Annotated in this window: 19 protein-coding genes; 14 read left to right on the top strand and 5 right to left on the bottom strand. The window is 73.7% G+C overall.

Going from position 1 to position 22282, the window contains the following annotated elements:
• Positions 1-113: 113 nt before the first annotated feature.
• From LPA54_RS01205 to LPA54_RS01180, 6 genes are all read left to right on the top strand, one after another.
• Positions 114-1478, top strand: coding sequence for a DUF2254 domain-containing protein (locus LPA54_RS01205; protein ID WP_228973150.1), 1365 nt, complete (start codon positions 114-116; stop codon positions 1476-1478).
• A gap of 479 nt (positions 1479-1957) precedes the next feature.
• On the top strand, positions 1958-3502 hold the full coding sequence (locus tag LPA54_RS01200; protein ID WP_228973149.1) for a sodium:alanine symporter family protein: 1545 nt from the start codon (positions 1958-1960) through the stop codon (positions 3500-3502).
• A gap of 266 nt (positions 3503-3768) precedes the next feature.
• Positions 3769-5067, top strand: coding sequence for a Na+/H+ antiporter NhaA (gene nhaA / locus LPA54_RS01195; protein WP_228973148.1), 1299 nt, complete (start codon positions 3769-3771; stop codon positions 5065-5067).
• A gap of 177 nt (positions 5068-5244) precedes the next feature.
• Complete coding sequence (locus tag LPA54_RS01190) at positions 5245-7005, top strand: NlpC/P60 family protein (RefSeq protein WP_228973147.1); 1761 nt, start codon at positions 5245-5247, stop codon at positions 7003-7005.
• A 63-nt stretch (positions 7006-7068) separates the two neighbouring features.
• On the top strand, positions 7069-7617 hold the full coding sequence (locus LPA54_RS01185; protein WP_228973146.1) for a hypothetical protein: 549 nt from the start codon (positions 7069-7071) through the stop codon (positions 7615-7617).
• A 90-nt stretch (positions 7618-7707) separates the two neighbouring features.
• Positions 7708-8043, top strand: a complete 336-nt coding sequence (locus tag LPA54_RS01180; RefSeq protein ID WP_228973145.1) for a YnfA family protein — start codon at positions 7708-7710, stop codon at positions 8041-8043.
• Here LPA54_RS01180 and arsB read toward each other — a convergent pair.
• Both arsB and LPA54_RS01170 read right to left on the bottom strand, forming a co-directional pair.
• Positions 8018-9160: an ACR3 family arsenite efflux transporter gene (gene arsB / locus LPA54_RS01175; protein ID WP_228973144.1), complete on the bottom strand. Its 1143-nt coding sequence runs from the start codon at positions 9158-9160 to the stop codon at positions 8018-8020. The two genes, LPA54_RS01180 and arsB, sit on opposite strands and share 26 nt — an antisense overlap.
• Positions 9157-9465 (bottom strand): helix-turn-helix transcriptional regulator, encoded by a 309-nt coding sequence (locus LPA54_RS01170; RefSeq protein WP_228973143.1) that lies wholly within the window; start codon positions 9463-9465, stop codon positions 9157-9159. Before LPA54_RS01170 ends, arsB begins: the two co-directional genes overlap by 4 nt.
• A gap of 91 nt (positions 9466-9556) precedes the next feature.
• Between LPA54_RS01170 and LPA54_RS01165 the strand changes: the two genes are divergently transcribed.
• The 4 genes from LPA54_RS01165 (at position 9557) to LPA54_RS01150 (ending at position 13914) form a co-directional block, all read left to right on the top strand.
• Positions 9557-9970 (top strand): arsenate reductase ArsC, encoded by a 414-nt coding sequence (locus LPA54_RS01165; RefSeq protein ID WP_228973142.1) that lies wholly within the window; start codon positions 9557-9559, stop codon positions 9968-9970.
• 301 nt (positions 9971-10271) lie between these two features.
• Positions 10272-10805 carry a chloramphenicol phosphotransferase CPT gene (cpt, locus tag LPA54_RS01160; protein WP_228973141.1) on the top strand — a complete coding sequence of 178 codons (534 nt, stop codon included), beginning with the start codon at positions 10272-10274 and terminating at the stop codon, positions 10803-10805.
• A 283-nt stretch (positions 10806-11088) separates the two neighbouring features.
• Positions 11089-12732 carry a trypsin-like serine protease gene (locus LPA54_RS01155; RefSeq protein ID WP_228973140.1) on the top strand — a complete coding sequence of 548 codons (1644 nt, stop codon included), beginning with the start codon at positions 11089-11091 and terminating at the stop codon, positions 12730-12732.
• 108 nt (positions 12733-12840) lie between these two features.
• Positions 12841-13914: a phospholipase D-like domain-containing protein gene (locus LPA54_RS01150; RefSeq protein ID WP_228973139.1), complete on the top strand. Its 1074-nt coding sequence runs from the start codon at positions 12841-12843 to the stop codon at positions 13912-13914.
• A gap of 135 nt (positions 13915-14049) precedes the next feature.
• Here LPA54_RS01150 and LPA54_RS01145 read toward each other — a convergent pair whose 3' ends face one another.
• The 3 genes from LPA54_RS01145 to LPA54_RS01135 all read right to left on the bottom strand — a co-directional run bounded on the left by LPA54_RS01145 (position 14050) and on the right by LPA54_RS01135 (position 17436).
• Positions 14050-14691: a vitamin K epoxide reductase family protein gene (locus tag LPA54_RS01145; protein WP_228973138.1), complete on the bottom strand. Its 642-nt coding sequence runs from the start codon at positions 14689-14691 to the stop codon at positions 14050-14052.
• Positions 14688-15368, bottom strand: a complete 681-nt coding sequence (locus LPA54_RS01140) for a thioredoxin domain-containing protein (RefSeq protein WP_228973137.1) — start codon at positions 15366-15368, stop codon at positions 14688-14690. Before LPA54_RS01140 ends, LPA54_RS01145 begins: the two co-directional genes overlap by 4 nt.
• A 295-nt stretch (positions 15369-15663) precedes the next feature.
• On the bottom strand, positions 15664-17436 hold the full coding sequence (locus LPA54_RS01135) for an ABC-F family ATP-binding cassette domain-containing protein (protein WP_228973136.1): 1773 nt from the start codon (positions 17434-17436) through the stop codon (positions 15664-15666).
• Between the two features lie 393 nt (positions 17437-17829).
• Here LPA54_RS01135 and LPA54_RS01130 point away from each other — a divergent pair, with 393 nt between their 5' ends.
• From LPA54_RS01130 to LPA54_RS01115, 4 genes are all read left to right on the top strand, one after another.
• The gene (locus LPA54_RS01130; protein ID WP_228973135.1) at positions 17830-19146 is read left to right on the top strand and encodes a glycoside hydrolase family 6 protein; all 1317 of its coding nucleotides are present in this window, start codon (positions 17830-17832) and stop codon (positions 19144-19146) included.
• A gap of 219 nt (positions 19147-19365) precedes the next feature.
• Positions 19366-20742, top strand: coding sequence for a PP2C family protein-serine/threonine phosphatase (locus tag LPA54_RS01125; protein ID WP_228973134.1), 1377 nt, complete (start codon positions 19366-19368; stop codon positions 20740-20742).
• Positions 20739-21101, top strand: coding sequence for an STAS domain-containing protein (locus tag LPA54_RS01120; RefSeq protein WP_228973133.1), 363 nt, complete (start codon positions 20739-20741; stop codon positions 21099-21101). Before LPA54_RS01125 ends, LPA54_RS01120 begins: the two co-directional genes overlap by 4 nt.
• A gap of 96 nt (positions 21102-21197) precedes the next feature.
• Positions 21198-22166, top strand: coding sequence for an aldo/keto reductase family oxidoreductase (locus LPA54_RS01115; RefSeq protein WP_228973132.1), 969 nt, complete (start codon positions 21198-21200; stop codon positions 22164-22166).
• The last annotated feature ends 116 nt before the right edge of the window (positions 22167-22282 follow it).

The following is a 22282-nucleotide window of genomic DNA, read 5'->3' as shown; positions in this document are numbered from 1 at the left end:
GCCGGCGGGTGGTCCGGCCCACCGGCGCCGTCCGCCCGCGGAGGGGCACGGGGCGTCCGGCCGGGGCCGCGTCGCAGCCGTACGAGGCGGGGGCGGTGGGGTATGGCTGGAGGATGATGACGCTGCCGATCGGTCGTACCCCCCGCGCCGAGGGGTCGCGGGGCCCGTTGTGGGGGTGGCCCACCGCCTCCGGTGCCGCCGCGTTCGGCGTGGCGCTGCTGCTGGCGCGGATCCGGCCGGTTGCGGGGAGCGCGTGGGCCGCGCTGTGGCCGGGGGACGTGGACTCCGCGTCCACGGCGCTGCAGGCCGTCGTCACCACGTCGGTCACCGTCACGACCCTCACCTTCAGCCTGACGGTGGTGACGCTCCAGTTGGCGTCGCAGCAGTTCTCCCCTCGGCTGCTGCGGCGCTACGCGCGCGACCGCGCCACCAAGACGGTGCTGTCGGTGCTGACGTGCACGTTCGTCTTCTCGATCACGACGCTGGCGTTCCTCGACGCGGAGCGGCGCGTCCCGGCGCCGGCGGTGGTGGTCGCCATGGCGCTGGGCGTGGCGTCGCTCGCCGCGGTACTCGCCTACCTCACCCACATCGTGCGCGAGGTGCGGGTGGACTCCATGATGCGGGCGGTGCACGAGGAGACGGCCACGGCGATCGGCATGTTCTACCCCGCGCTGGAGGACCCGCGGCCCCTGTCGCCCGACCGGGTGTGCCTGGACGAGGACGCCGGCGTGACCGTGTACGCGTCACGCAGCGGTTTCGTGCGGCTGGTCGACGTCAGCGCCCTCGTGGAGTGCGCCCGCACACACAACGTGCTGGTGCGGTTGGACGCGCGCCCGGGGGACCTGGTCGTCGCGCGCACCCCGCTCGCCACCGTCTGGGCGCGCGAACCGGGGGCCGCGCCCGCGCGACCGGACGCGGACGGGACCGCCGACGCGGTGCACGAGGCCGTCACGATCGCGTACGAACGGACCCTCGACCAGGACGTCGCCTTCGGGTTCCGGCAGCTGGAGGACATCGCGGTCAAGGCCATGTCGCCCGGCATCAACGACCCCGTGACGGCGACCGCCGCCGTGGGGCACATGGCCGACCTGCTGGTGCGGCTCGCGGACCGCCGTCTCGGCCCGACGCTTCACCTGGACGCGCAGGGCGAGCCCCGCGCCATCGTCCCGGACCGGGACCTGCGCTACTACCTGGACCTGGCCTGCGGGCAGCTCGGACGGTTCGCCGCCGCCGAGCCGACCGTCCTCGTCGCCCTCCTGCGCATGCTGCGGGACCTCGCCGTCGTGGTGCACGAGGACGCCGGGCGCGCGGACGAGGTCCGGCGCGCGGCCGGCACCGTACGGGACGCCGTGTCCCCTGCGGTGTCAGCGGCGGACGCGGAGGCGGTACACGACCTGCACTGCCGGGTCCTGACCGCCCTGGAGGGGAGCGTGGCGCGGGCGTACGCCGACCGCAGCGGCGAGACGCGTTCCGTATGACCTGCCTGCGCCTCTGCTTCTCGCGGCCGTGGCGCGGTGGGCGCGGCGCCGGGCGGGCGCTTTCGGCCGGCCTCCGCGGGGCGGCCATGGAGGGTCCGAGCAAGCGCCGTGGTGACGGAGGGTCACGTTGATGTTCACCATCCGGACATAGATGTCCGTTGAACGGATCTTCCTCGCCACATAACGGTCTTGTTTCGTTCGCTGTGATTTTCGAAGACTACTCCCGGTTATGTGATCTGCATCACTCAACAGGACGCGGCTGCCGTGGTAGAACTACGCAACTCCGCAGGTAGCACCACCCACCGCCACCACGTGGAGTGCCGGCAAGCACCGGCAGCACGACCAGGGTGATCACGTTCCGAGTCCGCGGAGCGCGGCCCCAGGGTCGCCGATCGGACAACGGCGTTCGCTCAAAGACCGCACATCTTCCCGGCGCAACCTCCTCTGCGTCGGTACCTGCGCCATCGAGGTAGCCCACCGTGTCACTCGACTCCATCACCACTTCCGTCGACGAAGCCGTCAGCGGACTCTTCGAGCCCATCGCCACCTGGCTCGGCGAGGTCGTCTTCTACTCCGTGCCCGTCGGTGGTACGGAACTCCCCCTCATCGTCGCCTGGCTGGTCGTCGCCGGCCTCGTCTTCTCCGCCTGGTTCGGACTTGTGCAGATCCGCAAGTTCAAACTCGCCGTCGACGTGGTCCGCGGGAAGTACGACGAGAAGGGTTCGGCCGGCGAGGTCAACCACTTCCAGGCGCTGACCGCCGCCGTCTCCGGCACCGTGGGACTCGGCAACATCGCGGGTGTGGCGGTGGCCGTCTCCATCGGCGGCCCCGGCGCGACGTTCTGGATGATCCTGTGCGGCCTGCTCGGCATGGCCACCAAGTTCGTCGAGGTCACCCTCGGTGTGAAGTACCGCGAGGTGCACGCCGACGGCACCGTATCCGGCGGCCCGATGCACTACCTGCCCAAGGGTCTGGCCGAGCGCTTCGGCAAGAACGGCAAGAGCCTCGGCAAGGTCCTCGCCGTGCTCGCCTCCTTCATGGTCCTGTTCTTCGGCCTGTTCGGCGGCAACCTCTTCCAGGTCAACCAGTCCTACGCCCAGCTCGTCTCCGTCACCGGCGGCGAGGACGGCCTGATGGGCTCGTCCGCCGGCGCGCTGTTCTTCGGCATCCTGGTCGCCGCGCTCGTCGGCATCGTCCTGCTCGGCGGCATCCGCTCCATCGCCACCGTGACCAGCAGGCTCGTCCCCGCGATGGCCGGCATCTACATCGCCGCCTGCCTGGTCGTCATCCTTGTGCACATCACGGCGGTCCCCGCCGCGCTCACCACGATCATCGAGGGCGCCTTCAACCCGCAGGGTGTCGCCGGCGGTGTCCTCGGCGCGCTGATCATCGGTTTCAAGCGGGCCGCGTTCTCCAACGAGGCGGGCCTCGGCTCCGCCCCGATCGCGCACTCCGCGGTGAAGACGAAGCACCCCGCCAGCGAGGGCCTGGTCGCCCTGCTGGAGCCCTTCATCGACACCGTCGTCATCTGCACGATGACCGCGCTCACCATCGTCATCGCCAACCCGGCCAGCTGGGCCGAGGCCCGCGCGGGCGAGTCCATCGGCGGCGTCACCATCACCTCCGACGCCTTCGCCACGGTCATGCCCTGGTTCCCGTACATCCTCACCCTCGCGGTGATGCTGTTCGCCATCTCCACGGTTCTGACCTGGGGCTACTACTGCATGAAGGCCTGGACGCACCTGTTCGGCCGCAGCAAGACCAGCGAGGTGACCTTCAAGGTCTTCTACACGCTGTTCGCGGTCGCCGGCGCCCTGCTGACGCTGCAGACCCTGATCGACATGGCCGACGCCGTGCTCTTCATGCTCGCCGTCATCAACATCATCGGCCTGTACCTGCTCGCCCCGGTCGTCAAGCGCGAGCTGAACTCCTTCCTGGAGTACGTCCGGGCCCGCGACGCCGGTGAGATCACCGACGAGGCCCCCTCCGACGAGGACCAGGAGTCGGCGAAGACCACCGTCTGACCGTCCCGGCGCGGCGAACGCCACGCGCGACAAGCGGGCCCGTACACACCTGAAGCCGGGTGTGGACGGGCCCGCCCGTCGTGCGCGCGGACCTGATTCCCGCAGGTGAAACGGGGTATGGCGAGAAATCGACCAGGCGGTTAGGGTGTGGGCAACGCGTCAGTGCACGCCCCTGCCCGGGCCTGCGGACGCGCGGTGTGCCGGGAAGTCTGGTCGGCGTCCCAGGGCTCGTACGCCCTCCCCCCGATCCCCCCGGAGGTCCCTTCATGGCCGACGCGCCACGCGAGCGTTCCCCCTTCCTCGGTCTCCTGCCGCTGCCGGAGCGCACGGCCGTGGTCCAGGCGCTGAGGACGGAGACCGTCGGCGGTCTGGTCCTCCTGGCAGCCGCACTCGTCGCACTGGTGTGGGCGAACACCCCCTGGAACGGGACCTACGAGCAGATCCGCGACTTCCACTTCGGCATACCCGCCCTCGGGCTGGACCTGTCGGTGCAGCACTGGACGGCCGACGGGCTCCTCGCCCTCTTCTTCCTCGTCGCCGGCATCGAGCTCAAGCGCGAGCTGGTCGTGGGAGAACTGCGCACCCCCGCCACCGCGGCCCTCCCCGTCATCGCCGCCCTCTGCGGAATGATCGTGCCCGCCGCCCTCTATGCCGCGACGGTCACGGCCGGGGGCGGGAGCATGGAGGGCTGGGCCGTCCCGATGGCCACCGACATCGCCTTCGCCCTCGCCGTGCTCGCCGTGCTCAGCACGCACCTGCCCGCCGCCCTGCGGGCCTTCCTGCTCACCCTGGCCGTCGTGGACGACCTCGGCGCGATCCTCATCATCGCGGTCTTCTTCACCGACGACCTGAACCTCCCCGCCCTCGGCGGGGCCCTCGCCTGCCTGGTCGCCTTCCACCTCCTCCAGCGCTTCCGCGTGCGCGGCTGGTGGTGGTACGTGCCGCTCGGCGTCGCCACGTGGGTGCTCATGTACAACGGCGGCGTCCACGCCACCGTCGCCGGCGTCGCGATCGGGCTCATCCTGCGCACCACCCGCGACGAGGGCGAGACCGCCTCCCCCGCCGAGCGCACCTCCCACCTGCTCCACCCCGTCTCGGCCGGTGTCGCGGTACCCCTGTTCGCGCTCTTCGCGGCCGGTGTCGGCGTCTCCGCCGCCGCGCTGGGCGAGGTCTTCACCCGGCCCGAACCGCTCGGCGTCGTCATCGGGCTGGTCGTCGGCAAGACCCTCGGCATCTTCGCCGGCACCTACCTGGCCGCCCGGTTCACCCGGGCGAAGCTCAACCCCGACCTGGCGTGGGCGGACGTCCTCGCCCTCTCCGTCCTGGCGGGGATCGGCTTCACCGTCGCCCTGCTGATCGGCGAGCTGGCCTTCCCCGACCCGGCCGTCTCCGAACAGGTCAAGGCCGCGGTCCTCACCGGCTCCCTCCTCGCCGCCGTCCTGGCGGCCGCCCTCATCAAGCGCCGCAACACCGTCTACCGGCGCCTGTACGAGGAGGAGACCCGCGACGACGACCAGGACGGCATCCCGGACGTCTACCAGCGGGCCGGCGCGGCCGAGCGCTGACCCGGCCGGGGGCAACGGCCCCCGCCGGGGGCCCTGGCACGCCTTGCCGGGCCTGACAGTATCCCCGGGCGGTCGTTTCTCCGTCGGCCGCCCGGGAGAGCCTCAGAGGCCCGCCTGTCCGGCTTTCACGGGGGGGTGACGTCTTCCTCCGCGGAGCGTGCACGGATCATGATCCCCATGACTCACACCTCACGCCGCGGTCTGCTCACCCTCTTCGCGGCCTCCGCCGCCGCCCTGCCGCTGAGCGGCCTCGCCGCCGCCCCGGCCCACGCCGCCCCGCCCGTCCCCACTCCCGTCGACCCGCTCCCCGGCCCGGCCGGCCTCGCGTCGGCGCGTTCCTCCGTGACGCTGCCCCCGCTCGACGCCTCCTACTTCACGCCGGTGACCCTGGCCGCCCCGCTCACCGCCACGGTGCTCCCCGGGACCCCGGCCCGTACCGAGGTCACCTCCGGCGGCAGACGGGTCGCGCTGCTGACCCGCGGTGCCCGCACCGTCGTCCTGCCCGGCCCGACGCGCACGTTCACCGAGAACAAGAAGCCGTTCGCGGACGACTTCGCGCGCACGCTGCCGGACACGTCCCTGCCGGTCGCGGAGCGCCAGTACTGGGGCGCCTCCTGGGGCGGCGGCAGATGGTCCACCCTCGGCCCCGCCGACACCGACTACTCCGTCGTGCCGGGCACCGGCACCATCGCCCTGACCACCGACTACGCGAGCCGCCACGCCACCCTGCGCGACGACGAGATAACCGACGTCGACGTGCGGTCCGTGGCCCGGTTCGACAAGGTGCCCGCCGGTCAGGCCTGCTCGTACGCCCTGTCCTTCGGCTACCAGAACACCTCCAACAACTACCGGGCCCGGCTGTCCTTCCTCACCTCCGGCGCGGTCGAGCTGCGCGTCGAGAAGGAGGTCGACGACGCGGTCACCCAGCTGGCGACGGCCGTCACCCTCGCCACGGGCGTGCCCGCGGGCACCGACTGGACGATCCGCGTACGTCGCCAGGGCGGCCGCATCCAGGTCAAGGCCTGGCGTTCCGCCTCCGCGGAGCCGTCCGCGTGGGCCGTCGACGTCACCGACACGACGTTCGGCAAGGGCCGCGTCGGGCTGCGCGCGCTCGCCAACCGGGGCTGCACCAACCTCCCCGTCAAGCTGCACGTCAGCCGGTTCGAGGTGAGCGCCGCGAACTGGGCGACGCCGCCGAGCGTCACGCACCGGGAGTGGGTGCGCGTGCTCCCGGAGCCGTTCGACGGCACCTGGACCCCGGCGCTGGAGCAGACGATCCGCGGTTGGGCCGGCTCCACGGTGCCGGACGTCCTCGCGTACGCGGCGATGTTCCTCCCCGGCGCCCCCGCCGTGACGAGCGGCGCCGGTCCGGCCAAGGACAGGCAGGTGCTCGGCGCCGCCGGCTACGGCTACCTCGACCCGCAGGGCCACCTCTACGAGGGCGCCGACTTCCACGAGTACATGAACGTCGGCTGGACCTTCCCGGACGGCGCCCACACCGGCCCCTCCAGCAAGCAGGTCGGCAACCTCGACTGCTCCGGCTACACGCGCATGGTGTACGGCTACCACATGGGCGTCCCGATGGCCGCGGGCGCGGACACGTCCGGGACCCGCATCCCGCGCAAGTCGCGCGACATGGTCGAGTACGCGCCCGGCGTCCGCGTCGACCGGACGGGCGACGGCACGACGCCGCCCGCCGCGACGCTCCTCCAGCCGGGCGACCTCGTGCTGTTCAACGCGGACTCGGGCGACGACAACGAGAAGCTCACCGTCGACCACGTCGGCATATACCTGGGCAAGGACGCGGACGGGAAGCGCCGCTTCCTCTCCAGCCGCAAGACGGTCAACGGCCCCACCATGTCGGACCTGGGCGGCCCCTCTCTCCTGGACGGCACGGGCACCTACGCGAGGAAGCTGCACACCGTCCACCGCATCTGACGCCGGGACGCGGTCAGGGGAGGGCCCGGCGGGTTCCGGCGGCGCGCGTGGCAGTCTGAACGCATGATCACCGAGATCGAGGAGCCCCGCCGGGAGCTGTCCCTGGCGGACGGGCTGGCGGAGGCGGACGTGGTGCGGGTGCACCACGAGGCGCTCCGTGTCCTGCGGGACGACATCGAGGACGCCCACCTCGACGCCTACAGCGACCTCCCCTGGCCGCAGGAGGTGATCCCCGCGTACGCGCGCGCACGCGCGCTGGCACCGGCGGGCGGCGGGGCCGGCGGCCGCCGGGCTCGGGCGGCCGACACCGGGATGGGCATCGACATCGATGTCCGCGACGACGAGCGTTTCGCGGTGCTCCTGGCGCTGGCCCCCTTCACCATCCACGCGGAGGCGTGGGCGCGGGGCCGCTTGGTGCTCAGCGCCGGTGACACCGGCACGAGCCTCTGGATCGCCGTCACCGCACGGCAGGAGGCGGACCTCATGGCGCGGCTCGACGCGCTGGGCGTACCGCGCGCCGCCCTGACGTCCCGACCTCGGCGGCGGCGCCCTCTCGTCGCGCGCCTGGTCGCGGGGGCGGTGGCGCGGCTGCGCGCGGTCCGCCGGGGGTGACGGTGCCCCCCGCGCGCGGTGGGCGCCGCGCGGGCGGTGGGCGCCGCGCGGGCGGGGCGGGGCAGGGCCCGGGCGGTAGGCTCACCGCTCGTGAGTGTCGCCCGGTCCGTCGCCCTGTACGTGCTCGCCGCCCTCTTCGAGATCGGCGGCGCCTGGCTGGTGTGGCAGGGGATCCGGGAGCACAAGGGCTGGATCTGGATCGGCGCCGGCGTCCTCGCGCTGGGCCTCTACGGCGTGGTCGCGACCTGGCAGCACGACGCCGACTTCGGTCGTGTCCTCGCCGCCTACGGAGGCGTCTTCGTCGCCGGGTCGATCGCTTGGGGCATGGTCGCCGACGGCTACCGGCCCGACCGGTACGACGTCATCGGCGCCCTGGTCTGCCTCGCCGGGATGGCTGTGATCATGTACGCGCCCCGGGGGGAGTGACCCGGTCCGTCGCCGGGAGGGCGGCGGGGAACCTCCGGCGCCAGGCGAGTGCGACGTACACCAGGCCGATCAGCACCGGGACCTCGATGAGCGGGCCGACGACCCCCGACAGCGCCTGGCCGGACGTGACGCCGAAGGTCGCGATGGCGACTGCGATGGCCAGCTCGAAGTTGTTGCCCGCCGCGGTGAAGGCCAGGGTCGTGGTGCGGTCGTAGGGCAGGCCCAGCCCCTTGCCGAGGAGGAAGGTGCCGAAGAACATGATCGCGAAGTAGGCCAGGAGCGGCAGCGCGATGCGGGCGACGTCCAGCGGCCGGGACGTGATGGTGCCGCCCTGCAGGGCGAAGAGGACGACGATCGTGAACAGCAGTCCGTACAGCGCCCACGGGCCGATCCTCGGCAGGAGACGCGCCTCGTACGCCTCCCGGCCCATCCTGCGCTCGCCGACGCGGCGGGTGAGGAAGCCTGCCAGCAGCGGGAGGCCGAGGAAGACGACGACGTTGAGGGCGATGTGCCAGACGGACACGTCCAGGCCCTGGCCGTCGCCGAGGTGCAGCCGGCGCGGGAGCAGGTCCAGGTAGAACCAGCCCAGCAGGCCGAAGGCGAACACCTGGAACACGGAGTTGAGCGCCACCAGGACGGCCGCGGCCTCGCGGTCGCCGCAGGCGAGGTCGTTCCAGATGACGACCATGGCGATGCAGCGGGCCAGACCGACGATGATCAGGCCGGTGCGGTACTCGGGCAGGTCCGGCAGGAAGACCCAGGCCAGGGCGAACATCACCGCAGGTCCGACGACCCAGTTGACGACCAGCGAGGAGACCAGCAGTCTGCGGTCGCCGGTCACGCGGTCGAGCCGGTCGTAGCGGACCTTGGCCAGCACCGGGTACATCATGACCAGCAGGCCGAGCGCGATGGGCAGGGAGATCCCGCCGATCTCGATCCTCGCGAGGGCGTCGTCCATGCCGGGGACGAGCCGTCCGAGCCCGAGGCCGGCGGCCATGGCCAGCAGGATCCACACCGCCAGGTAGCGGTCCAGGGTGGAGAGCTTCCTGACGATCGAGTCGTCGCCGGCCGCGTCGGCGCTCCGGGGGCGAGCGGTGGTGGGCTCGGTGGCGGTCACGGGCAGGCCCTCTTGTTCTCGGCGGCGCTGCGGGCGGAGGCGGCGAGTCCGGCGAACTGCCCGGACAGGTCGGCCAGCACCTCGGGCTTGAGCTTGTAGTAGGTGAAGCGGCCGCACGGCTCGGTGTCCACAATGCCGGCCTCGCGCAGCACCCTGAGGTGGTTGGAGAGGTTGGTCTGCCGGGCTCCGGTCTCCTCGACCAGGTGTGTCGTGCAGAGCGTCTCGCGCGCCAGCAGGGCCACGATCCGCAGGCGGAGCGGGTCACCCAACGCCCGGATCACATCAGGATCGACTGAAGTCAGCATGCGCTGATACTGTCACATCACCGTCCGCTGGTACGAGCGGGTGTACGGCGTCGGCGGCCGGAGCCCGCCGCGACGAGGGAGAACCACCACCATGGCCGAGAAGCCGTCCGTCCTGTTCGTCTGCGTCCACAACGCCGGGCGCTCCCAGATGGCCGCCGCCTGGCTGACCCACCTGGCGGGCGACCGCGTCGAAGTCCGCTCCGCCGGCTCCGCCCCGGGCGCCGCCGTCAACCCGGCCGCCGTCGCGGCCATGGCCGAGGTGGGCATCGACATCTCCGCGGAGGTCCCGAAGGTGCTCACCGTCGACGCGGTGAAGGCGTCCGACGTCTGCATCACCATGGGCTGCGGCGACACCTGCCCCGTCTTCCCCGGCAAGCGCTACCTGGACTGGCGGCTGGAGGACCCGGCCGGGCAGGGCGTCGAGGCGGTCCGCCCGATCCGCGACGAGATCAGGACCCTGGTCGAGCGGCTGATCGCCGAGATCGCCCCCGAGCCGGCGGCCTGAACAGGACACGGGGGAGTCGGCCGGCCTCCGGTGCTCGATCGGACCGGGGGGGAGAAAACGGGGCGGGGGCGGTCCCAAGGCAGTCGGGGCGGTCCCCGTCCACCGGCCCGCCGGCCCCGCCAGGCGCGGCAGCCCCGGAAACCCCGGTAGTCCCGGCGGCCTCGACCGTCGCCGATCGGCACACCGCTGCCCAACACCCGCGGGTGGGGACGGTCGGGACAGTCCGGGCGGTCGGGGCGGTCGGGGCGGTCGGCGGCGAAATTCGGTACGGGTGGCCGCGCGGTCGACCTATCGTGGCGCGGTGAAGACTCAGGTGATCGTGCTCAACGGCGGTTCCAGCTCGGGCAAGTCCGGGATCGCCCGCTGCCTGCAGGCGGTGCTGCCCGACCCGTGGCTGGTCCTCGGGACGGACACGCTGGTCGAGGCCATGCCGGCGTCCATGCAGGTGTCGGATGACGGCATCGGGTTCGCCGCGGACGGCGAGGTGTCCGTCGGTCCGGAGTTCCGGAGGCTGGAAGCGATGTGGATCGCGGGGATCGCCGCAATGGTCCGCGCGGGCGCCCGGGTCGTCGTCGACGAGGTGTTCCTCGGCGGGGCGTCCTCGCAGCGGCGGTGGCGGGAGGCCCTGGAGGGGGCGCGCGTGCTGTGGGTGGGCGTCCGGTGCGACGCCGCGGTGGCCGCGGGCCGCGAGGTCGCCCGCGGGGACCGGACGATCGGGATGGCGGCCTCGCAGGCGGAGCTGGTCCACCGGGGCGTGACCTACGACCTGGAGGTCGACACCACCCACGCCGAGGCCGTGGAGTGCGCCCGGACCATCGCCGCACGCCTCAGCTGAGCGACGGCCCGTCCCCCGCCCCTTCCCCGCCGCCGGGCCACCGCGCGGAGCGGCGGCGTCGCGGGCGCGGCGGAGGGGGCGGCCAGCAGGCGATGGAGCACGGGCCCGGCGAGGGCTCCGGACCGCGCCGGAGCGGACGTGCGTGGGCGGAATCCCGGCTCGAAGATCACATATTCGGTGCGGCTCGGTTACTCTTCACGAGCTTCGTCGGCCGGGGGGCGTACGGGGCTCCCCCTGGGCACCCCGGTCGGTTCTCCCTGCTCGACCGACGAAAGAGGAACCCATGCTGCGTACCCGTCCACGCCCCACGTGGATGGCCGCCGGCCTCGCCGCGGCGATAGGCGCCGGCCTGCTCTCGGCGAACACCGCGAGCGCCGCCATCGGCGCCGCGGACACGACCGGCGCTTTCGCCCACACCGCCCAGGTCACCGTCGGTGGCCCGGCCGACTCCCGCGGCTGCTCCGGCACGCTGGTCGCGGCACAGTGGCTCCTCACCTCACAGAGCTGCTTCACCGCCACACCGGGCACCGGCATCACGCCCGGCAAGCCGGCGGAAGCGGTGGCGGTCACCCTGGGCGCCCAGAGCTTCTCGGTCGCCGAGGTGTTCCCCCGCACCGACCGGGACGTGCTCCTGGCGCGGCTCGACCGGCCGGTCACCGGCGTCACCCCGGCCACGCTCGCGAGCAGCGCCCCCGAGGCCGGCACCGCGCTGACCGCCGCCGGGCACGGCCGTACCAAGACCACCTGGGTACCGGACAAGGTCCACACGGCCGCCTTCACGACCACGTCCGCCACGCCGACCGCGCTCGCCATCGAGGGCGGTCAGAACGGCGACGCCATCTGCCAGGGCGACGCCGGCGGCCCCGTCAGCAACGCCGCGGGCGAGGTCGTCGCCCTCTCCAGCCGTTCGTGGCGCGCCGGTTGCCTCGGCACCCCCGAGACGGAGACGCGCAGGAACGCCGAGGCCGCCCGCGTCGACGACCTGCGCCAGTGGGTCATGGACGTCCGCGCCGCGCAGCCGGGTTGGAAGTCCCGCAGCTTCGTCCGGACCGACCGCGGCATCTTCCAGGGCGTCCGACTCGCCGACGGCACCTGGACCGACTTCCGCGACGTGGAGTCCGAGGCGGGCCGCGCCGGCGGCGTCCTGGCCTCCGCCTCGGGCGTCGCCGCCGCGGGCGTCAACCGCGACACCCACGTCCTCGCCATCGACAGCGCCGGCACGCTGCGCCACGCGATTCGCGCGGCGGACGGCTCGTGGAGCACGTTCAACGACGTGGGCGCCGTCGCCGGCGTGCTCGGCAACCTGAAGCAGGTGGCCGCCGTCTCCATCGGCCAGGAGCTGCACGTCGTCGCCCTGGCCGACGGCAAGGTGTTCCACACCATCCGCGACGCCGACGGCAAGTGGACCCGCTTCGGCAACGTGCTCGGCGCCGCCGGCCCGCTCGGGACGGTGACGTCCGTCTCCACCGCCAGTGTCGGGGGCCAGCTCCAGACCATCGCGGTCACCGGCGGCAAGCCGTACCACACCGTGCGCAACACCGCCGGGCAGTGGACCGCCTGGGGCGACATGAGCAAGGCGGTGGGCACCACCGGCCCCGTCTCCTCCGTCGCGATCGCCGGTGTGGGTACCGACGCGCACGTCGTCATCGCCACCGACAACGGCACCAAGCAGTACCACACCATCCGCAGCGCCTCGGGCAGTTGGACCGTGTACGGGAGCATCGCCGGCATCCTCGGCGGGGTCACCGCGAAGTCCGTCAGCGCCGCACACGTGGCAGGCGAGCTCCAGGTGACCGCCGTCACCGACGACGGCAAGCTCCTCCACACCATCCGCCACGCCGACCGCAGCTGGACTCCGGCCGTGCGGGTCGCCCTGACCGGCACCGCCGGGGCTCCCGCGGGCATGAGCATCACCGGCACCCTCTGATCCACGTCCGGCCGCCCAGCCGCGGGGCGTTCACGACGCCGCGCGGCCGGGCGGCCCCGTGGTCGGGCGGACGTCGAGGGCGGCAGCCGGCGGGGTGACAATGCCCGCATGGTTTCGATCAAGAACAAGCTCAGATCGGTCGTCGCTGCCCTCGCCCTGGGCGCCCTGGTGGCGTCACCGGCCGCGGGTGCCGAACCGGCGCCCGCGGCGACGGTGACGACGGGGCCCGTCTTCAACGACCCGACGGGCGACTCGGCCGCCGAACTCCGCATCCTGCGCCATCTGGTGCAGCTCGTCGACGGGGCCGAACCGCAGTCGACGATCCGCATGTCCCTGTACCTGCACCAGTCCCAGTGGGTGACCGACAGGCTGGTCGCCGCCCACCAGCGGGGCGTCACCGTCCAGGTGGTCGTCGACCACGACAGCGCCTCCCGGGCTCTGGAGAGCTTGAAGAGCGGGTTGGCGGCGCCGGGCGGCGCGGGCTCCTGGGTGCGGGCCTGCAAGGACAGGGAAGCCTGCCTCGCCAAGGACCCGGGCACCACCGCCGCCGACCTGAGGCCGCAGGTGGACGACTACCCGCACGACGTCCAGGCCGGCAGGGCCAAGGTGTACTTCTTCCCCCGGGCGCACACCGACGTGGTCGTCAACATCCTCAAGACGGTCGCCCCGGCCGGCACCGCCGCCCCTTGCGCCGGCAACACCCCGCGCTCCGCGACCAGCCCCGGTCACGGCACCTCCGAGGGCCGCACGAGGATACGGATCGCCCAGGGCCACATCACCCGCCCCGAGGTGGCCGAGCAGCTGTGGAAGCTCGCCGACGCCGGCTGCCACGTCGACATCGTCTATCGCAAGCTCGACAACTGGCCCCTCAGCCAGGCGGTCCAGACCCGGGTGGCTGACTGGCTGACCAGGCCGACGGCGAAGGGCCGCATCGCCCTGCACCAGCTCCACAACGACGGGCGCGGCGGCACGGGCAGCCACACCAAGTACCTGCTGATCGAGGGGACGTACAACGGTGGCGTCGACAAGAAGATCGTCTTCACCGGCAGCCACACGTACACGGTGACGGCGCTGCGGTACAACGACGAGACGCTCCTCAAGTACGAGGACCCGGCGGTCTTCGACGCCTACCTGGCGAATTTCGAGGCGCAGCGGGCCGCGGCGGGGTCCGAGGGCCTGTGAGCGGGCCGGACCGTCCGCACCGGCCGGAGCGGACGGCCGGTGCGCCCGGCGGTGTGACCGGTCGGTGCCGACCGGTGCCGGTCGGCGCGTCGGACGGGTGCGTTCGGACGAGGGGCGCCGGACGAGGGCCGTGTGTCAGACCAGGGTGGTCCAGTACAGCCAGAACCGCTCCAGCACGAGGACACCGATGATCAGGTACCAGGCGGTCAGCACCACGCCGTGGTAGCCGGCGACCGCCTCCGCCGCCCGCCGCAGCCGCGGCGGTCCGCCCAGGTGTCCGCCGGTCAGGGCGTGCAGGGCGGTGTACCAGAAGAGCGGAATCATCACCGCCCACACGACCATGCAGTAGGGGCACAGCGCGTCGATCCGGTACAGGCTCTGGAAGACCAGCCAGTGCACGAAGAGCACGCCGAAGAGGACCCCGGCGGTGAGCCCCCACCACAGCGGGCGCGGCAGTACCGCGCCGGTCAGGAGCAGCACCCCGATCGTGGTGACGACGGCGAAGCCGGCGACGCCGAGCAGCGGGTTGGGGAACCCGAAGAGCTCGGCCTGCGGCGTACTCATCACCGAACCGCAGCTGAGGACGGGGTTGATGCTGCACGACGGGGTGTGGGACGGGTCCTTCAGCAGGGCGAACTTCTCCACCGCGAGCGTGAACGCGGCCAGGAACCCGAGCGCGCCGCCGACGGTGAGGACGACCGCGAACATCCGCGGCCCGACGGCTCCGCCCCCCGCCACCACGGAGGGCGGGGCGACGGGGCCTCCCGTGACGGTCACTTGGCGAGTTCCGCGTCGATGGCCGCCCTGAAGTCGGCGAGCGACCGGATCTGGGGCCGCTCGCCGTTGACGAAGAAGGTCGGCGTGCCCTGCACCCCGAGCGCGATGCCGTCCCGGCGGTCCTTCTCGACGCGCTCGGCGACGGCCGGGTCCTTCCAGTCGGCCTCGAACTTCTTCATGTCCAGGCCGAGTTCCCGCGCGAAGCCGCGGAACGTCTCCTCCTGCGACACCTGCTGCTCGCCCCAGCTCGGCTGGGTCTCGTACATCTTCTTGTACATCGCCTCGACGCGGCCCTGCCGGGACGCGGCCTCGACCGTGCGGGCGGCCAGCTCGGCGTTCCGGTGGCTGGGGATGGGGAAGTACCTGATGACGAAGGTCACCCGGCCCTTGTACTCCTCGCGCAACCGCTCCACGTCCGGGTATGCCGCCCGGCACGACTCGCACTCCAGGTCGAGGAACTCCACGACCGTCACCTTGCCGTCCTTCGCCGTCGACAGCCGGTGGCTGTCGGGCCGCACCAGCACCGACCCGGCGGCGGAGGGCGTGCCGCCGCTCCCGTCCGTCGTGGCCGGGGCCTCCGCGGAGACCTCCTGGGTCCGGTTGCCGACCAGCAGGGCGCCGACGACCGCCAACACGAGGGCGACCAGCGCCAGGGAGATCTTGAGGTTCTTCGACATGACCTTCAACCGACCTTCGACCGATGGGGTGGCAGGGGCACGGGTGGTGCGGTTCCCGGCCCGCGCCACGCGGCCCGGCGGCGCACCGGCACACTAACGGACGTCTGTACGGTGCCGCCGCGCCGGGCCCCGAGCACGGCGGGCGGAAGCACCCGGCCCGTCCGGTCGACCTGGGCCGCACGGTCCGCCCGGCCCGCCCGGTCCGCCCGATCCGCCCGGCGGTCCCACCGGTCCCACCGGTCCCACCGGCCCCACCGGCCCCACCGTCCGTCAACGCCCGTCGGCATTCCCGCCGTCAGCATCGCCGGCCGGCGCGCAGCTCCAGCCGCTCCCCCGGGAACCGCTCCCGGAAGCCGCGGTCGTGTGAGACCGCGACGACCGCCCCCGGGTACGCCACGAGCGCCGCCTCCAGCTCCTCGACGAGGTCGAGCGCGAGGTGGTTGGTCGGCTCGTCGAGGACGAGGAGGGCCGCGGGCCGGGTCACCAGGCGTGCGAGCTGCAACCGGCGCTGCTGGCCCGCGGACAGCTCCGCGACGGGGACGTGCAGGTCCCCCTCCCGGAACAGGCCCAGCGCCAGAAGTCGTGCGGCGTGCTCCTCCGGCGTCCCGGGCCGGCCGGCCGCGAACGCGGCGAGCAGCGGCAGCCGGGTGGAGCGCGCGGGCAGCTCCTGGGCCAGGTATCCGGTCAGGGCGGGGCGGCGCACCGCGCCCGCGTCGGGTTCCAGGTCGCCGGCGAGGACCCGTAGCAGGGTCGTCTTGCCCGCCCCGTTCGGTCCCGTGACCAGCAGGCGCTGTCCGGGCGCGATCGTCAAGAGCCCGTCCAGGCGCAGTCGGTCGCCGACCGTGACGCCGTCGAGTTCGGCGAGGGGCCGGCCGACCGGGTGGCCGCCGCACGCCGGGTGGCCGTCGTCCGCGCGGTGCTCGCAGCAGGCGGAACACCCGCCGTCGGCGCCGTGCCCGCCGCACGCCGGGTGCTCACCGCCGTTGCGGTGCTCGCCGTCGGCGCGGTGCCCGCCGTCGGTCGTGGTCAGGGCCGGGGTGAACCGCAGGGGCGCGGGCGGCGCCGGTACCGGGTCGCGGCGGAGGTCTTCCAGGTGCCGGCGGACCGCCCGGACCCGGCCGCCGAGCTTCGCCTCGTGCGAGCGGCGGTGCTTGCCGAACCCCTGCCGCGGGTCCCCGCCGGTCGTGGCCAGCCGCTTCCCGGCGGCGTCGAGGAGTTCCTCGGCACGGGCCACCGCCCGGAGCCACTCCGCGTGGTCCTGTTCGGCGCGGCGTCGGGCGGCGGCCTTCGCCGCGCGGTAGCCGTCCCAGCCGTCGCCGTACCGGTGCACCGCGTGCGCGTCCCGGTCGACCTCCAGGATGGTGGTGGCGACGCGTCGCAGGAAGCCCCGGTCGTGGGTGACGGCGACGACCGTGCCGCGGTGGGCGCGCAGGTGCTCCTCCAACCAGCACACGGCCGCCGCGTCGAGGTGGTTCGTCGGCTCGTCGAGGAGCAGCAGCTCCGGGGCGGCGGCCAGCACGCAGGCGAGCGCGAGCCGTGACCGCTCGCCGCCGGAGAGCGAGCCGATCACGCGGTCGCGGGTGACGCCGGCGAGCCCCAGCCCGTGGAGGGCGGCGTCGACCCGGGCGTCCGCCTCGTACCCGCCGCGGTCCTCGTACGCGCTCAGCAGGTCCCCGTACGCGGCGAGCTCGTCCGGCGACGCGTCGCCGAGGCGTTCCTCCGCCGCGCGCAGCCGGCGCTCCAGGGCGCGCAGGTCGGCGAGGGCGAGGTCGACGGCGTCCCGCACCGTGTGGTCGGGGTCGAGGTCGAGGGTCTGGGTGAGGTGCCCGGTACCGCCGGGGAAGCGGACGGTGACCTCCCCGCCGTCCGGCTCCTCCGCCCCGGCGAGCAGCCGGAGGAGGGTGGACTTGCCGGAGCCGTTCTCGCCGACGACGGCGGCCCTCTCGCCGGGGCGGAGGGTGAAGGACACCTGGTCGAGGACGGTGCGGGTGCCGTAGGTCTTGGTGACGTCCTGGACGGACAGCTGTGCCGCGGCGGCGGGCGCGGCGGTGCGGGCGCGGTCGCGCATATGACTTCCCCAGGGGTGTGAAGGGTCCACGGGCGGCGGGAGCGGCGGCATCGGCCGCGCCGGGACTCACACGAAGAAGAGGAAAGCCATGCGTCCACCATAACCACGGGGGACGGGGACCGTCACGGCCGTTTTTCGGGTGCCGTGTCAGGGTTGAACCGAAGCCGGGGTACGCAACTCCCCTGGTGCCGGGGAGCGTTGTTGGCTATGTTCGGCTCCGGCGCGCCCCGGCCGTCACCCCGTACCGCGACGACCCGACGGGCCCGAGAGCCCCGGCGCGTCCGACCACCACCCCCACCGAGCCCCTCCCCCACCGTCCGCCCGGCGGACGCCTTCCGCTCCGCCCGCCGTGGCGCGGGAGCGCTCCCACCGGTCAGTTGGAAAGGACCACCCGTGACCCTGCGAACCCGTACCCGGCGCCTCCTGGCGTCCTTGGCGGTCCCGCTCGCCATCGCCGCGGTCGTCCGGCCCGGCCCGGCCTCCGCCGCACCGTCGGCGTCCGGCCTCTACGTCGACCCGCACACTCAGGTCAGCACCTGGCTGGCGCAGAACCCCGGTGACGAGCGGGCGCCCCGCATCAGGCAGCACATCGCCGACGTACCGCGGGCCACGTGGTTCGCCTCGTACGAGCCGCAGAAGGTCAGGGCCGACGTGCGGGCCGTGACCGGGCCGGCCGAGCAGGCGGGCCGGATCCCCGCCCTGGTCGCGTACATGATCCCCAACCGGGACTGCAACAGCCACTCCGCGGGCGGCGCCCCCGACCTGCCGCGCTACCAGGAGTGGATCACGCAGTTCGCGCAGGGGCTGGGCAGCGGCGAGGTCATCGTCCTGCTGGAGCCGGACGCCATCGTCCAGGCGACCCGCGGTGACCAGTGCCGGGGGGTCGACGTCACGGCGCGGCTCGCCGCGCTGAAGCAGGCCGGCGCGACCATCAAGCGGAGCGCGCCGAACGCCCGGCTCTACTACGACGCCGGACACAGCGGCTGGCAGGTGGAGGCCCGGTACCTGCTGGAAGCGGGCGTGACCCAGGGCGACGGGATCGTCACCAACGTCTCCAACTTCCGTACCACGTCGGACGAGACGGCCTACGGCAAGGCGCTGCTCGGCAGGCTCGGCGCGCCCTCGCTCGGCCTGGTCGTGGACACCAGCCGCAACGGCAACGGCCCGCACCCGAGCGCCGAGTGGTGCAACCCCGAGGGGCGGGCGCTCGGCGTCCGGCCCACCCTGACGACCGGTGACCCGCAGGTCCACGGCCACCTGTGGGTCAAGCAGCCCGGGGAGTCGGACGGCAGCTGCCGCGGCTACGGCCCGGCCGGCCGGTTCGACCCGGCGCTCGCCGACGAGCTCGTGCGCAACGCGGCGGGCGGCCCGTCGGACCCGCCGCAGCAGCCCGGGACCCGCACGTGCGCGGCCGTGTACCAGCCCGGCTCGTCCTGGGGGTCCGGCCACACCGCCCAGCTGACCGTGACCAACGGCGGCCCCGCCCTCGACGGGTGGACGCTGTCGTGGACCTTCCCCGGCACCCAGCGGATGACGCAGCACTGGAACGCGAGCGCCGTGCAGGTCGGCGCGACCGTCACGGCGCGGCCGGTCGCCCACAACGCCCGGCTGGACCGGAACGGGTCGGTGACCGTCGGCTACGTGGCCGACGGCGCTCTCGGCAAGCCGTACGAGGTGAGGCTCGACGGGACGTCCTGCACCGTCTCCTGACCCCGCGGCGGCCCCCGCGCGCCGGGACCTCCGCCGATTCGCCAAAGGAGGTGCCGGTGGGGCGGGACGGGAGGAGACTGGGGAGTGTCTCGTCGATCGGGCCGGATCGACGAGACACCCCCCAGGGGCGAGGGCCTGTCCGGACAGGCCCCAGGGCACGGCCCCGGCGCACCCTTGCACGAGCAGGGTGCGAGTTCCTCCACGGACGGGACCCCACCGATGAGCGATCAGTGCCGCGACGCGGACGGGCGGCGGATGCTGGCCGGTCTGCTCGGCGCCAGCCATCTGATGCCGCTCGAACTACTGCCCTCCAGGACCGTGGAGCACGCGGCGGCCGTGGGCTTCACCGACGTGCTGATCTACCTCGGCGACCTCCAGCGGGAGGTGCTGCGGCTGCTGACCGGTGAGGGCCTCGACGCCGGAGGGGGAGCCGTGGGCGAGGAGAGCGAGCTGAAGGTCGAGGGCACCGTGGCCGGGCGCGCCTACCAGCAAGGGGTCCTCCTGCAAGGGGGTCCCGCGGGCCGGGAGGGCCACCACTGGTGGGTCCCCCTCCTGGACGGCACCGAGCGGCTGGGCGTGCTGCGGGTCACCGGCGAACGCGCCGACGCGCACGCCCGCGAGGACATGGTCCTGCTCGCCGCGCTGGTCGCCCTGATCGTCGACAGCAAGCGGCGCAGCAGCGACTCCCACGCCCGGTTGACGCGGACGCAGCCGCTGAACATCGCCGCCGAGATGCAGTGGCACCTGATGCCGCCGCGCACCTACGCCGACGGCCGGGTGATGATCTCCGCCGCGATGGAGCCCGCCTACGCCGTCAGCGGCGACGCCTACGACTACGCCACCGCCGGCCACGTGGTGCACCTGTCGATCCTGGACGCGATGGGACATGACACCGCCGCCGGGCTGAGCGCGCACCTCGCCATGGGCGCTTGCCGCAACGCGCGGCGGCAGGGCGCCGGCCTCGTCGAGATCTCGGAGCGGATCGAGGAGGCGCTGATCGAGCAGTACGGCCGGCGGCGGTACGCCACCGGCATCCTCGCCGATCTCGACACCCGTACCGGGGTGCTGAGCTGGGTCAACCGTGGCCACCACCCGCCGCTGATCATCCGCGGCGGGCGGTGGAGCACCCCGCTGAGCTGCCCGCCCGCGCACCCGATGGGCACCGACCTCGGCCTGACCGTCACCCTGTGCCGCGACCAGCTGGAGCCGGGCGACCGGCTCGTGCTGTACACCGACGGCATCACCGAGGCCCGCGGTGCCGGCGACCAGGAGTTCGGCCTGGAGCGCTTCACCGACTTCCTCGTCCGCCACCACGCGGACGGCCTGCCCGTGCCCGAGACGCTGCGCCGCCTCGTGCACGCCGTCCTCACCTACCACGGCGGCCGGTTGCAGGACGACGCCACCGTGCTGTTCTGCGAGTGGCTCGGGCCGGCGGCGCACGTCACCGACCGGGCGGCGGCCCTGGCCGGACTGCCGTCCCCCACCCGCACGCCCGGGCAGCCGCCCCCCGCCCCAGGGGAGCCGTCCGCCGCCCGCGTGGGCCCGCGCGGCGACGCCGGGGATCCTCGGGACGACAGCGGGAGCGCCGCCCCGTGAACGGGGACCTGAGGGTGACCGTCCAGGAGGCCGCCGACCACGCGGCCGTGGTCACGCTCGCCGGCGACCTGGACCTCCACACCGCCGACGCCCTGCACGCCCGTGCCTCGGCCACGATGGCCACCCACCGCCACCTGGTGCTGGACCTGGCCCACGTCACGTTCTGCGACTCCTCCGGCCTGAGCACCCTGCTGCGCCTGCTCCGGCACGCCCGTACCGCGGACACCGGCATGGCGCTGGCCTCCGTGCCCGCCCAGATGCGGCGGCTGCTGGCGGTCACCGGCGCGGACACCGTCTTCGCCCTGTACGACAGCCCGGCCGCGGCCCTGGCCGCCCACCACGAGACACCTCGCCCCTGACGGGGGGCCAGCCGCCCCGGTCGGCCCCTGCCGCGCGGGACGGGCGGCTCCGGAAGTCGTTTGGGCGGCGCGCCCCGCCGTGGAAGGCTGGGCGCCGTGACGACGACAGCGGACACGGCCCGGGACACGGGCAAGGAGCGGCTGCTGTACGGGTGCATGGGTCTCGGCGGCAGCTGGGACACCGCACCGTACGGCGCGGCGGACATCGAGCAGGCCGAGGCGGCGGTGGCCGCCGCCCTGGACAGCGGCATCACGGTCTTCGACCACGCCGACATCTACCGGCACGGCAAGGCGGAGGCCGTGTTCGGCGAGGTCCTCGCCCGCGCTCCGGGGCTGCGGGACCGCATCGTCGTGCAGACCAAGTGCGGGATCCGGCCGGCCGACGGGGACCGGCCCGGCCTGTACGACCTGCGGGGCGAGACCGTCGTCCGGCGGGTCGAGGAGAGCCTCGCCCGGCTGCGCACCGACGTCATCGACGTCCTGCTGCTCCACCGGCCCGACCCGCTGGCCGACCCCGAGGACGTGGCCCGCGCGCTGATGTCGCTGCACCGGCAGAAGTTGGTGCGGGCGTTCGGGGTGTCCAACATGAGCGCCGCCCAGATCGCGCTCCTCCAGGCCCACCTCGACGTCCCCCTGGTCGCCAACCAGCTGGAGATGAGCCTGCGCAGCCGGGACTGGCTGGAGTCCGGCGTGCTGGTGAACACCCCGCAGGCGGCATCCGTCGGCTTCCCCCACGGGACGGTCGAGCACTGCCTGGCCCACGGCATCCGGCTGCAGGCCTGGGGCGCCCTCGCGCAGGGCCGTTTCACGGGCCGGCAGGAGACGGCCGCGGAGCACGCCACGGCGCGGCACGTCGCCGCTCTCGCCGAGGCGAAGGGCACCACGCCGGAGACGGTCCTGCTGTGGTGGCTGCAACGGCACCCGGCGCGCATCGCGCCGGTCGTCGGCAGCGCCCGGCCCGACCGCATCCGCGCCTGCGCCGACGCGGCGCGGCGCGAGCCGGACCTCACCCACGAGGAGTGGTACGGGCTCTGGCTGAGCGCCCGCGGCACCCCGCTGCCGTAGCCCGCCGCCGCCCGGCCCGCTCCCGTGGGGCGGGCGGCGCCGGTGCGCCGAGTGCCGAGGCCGGCGGCGGGGCACGCGGGTCGCGGGTGGCGGTGGTCCGTTCGCAGCAGCACGGC

This window comes from Streptomyces sp. DH12 (assembly GCF_020873895.1).
Lineage (GTDB): Bacteria > Actinomycetota > Actinomycetes > Streptomycetales > Streptomycetaceae > Streptomyces.
The sequence above is the reverse complement of the archived record's forward strand: the minus strand, read 5'-3'. Positions and strand labels throughout refer to the sequence as shown.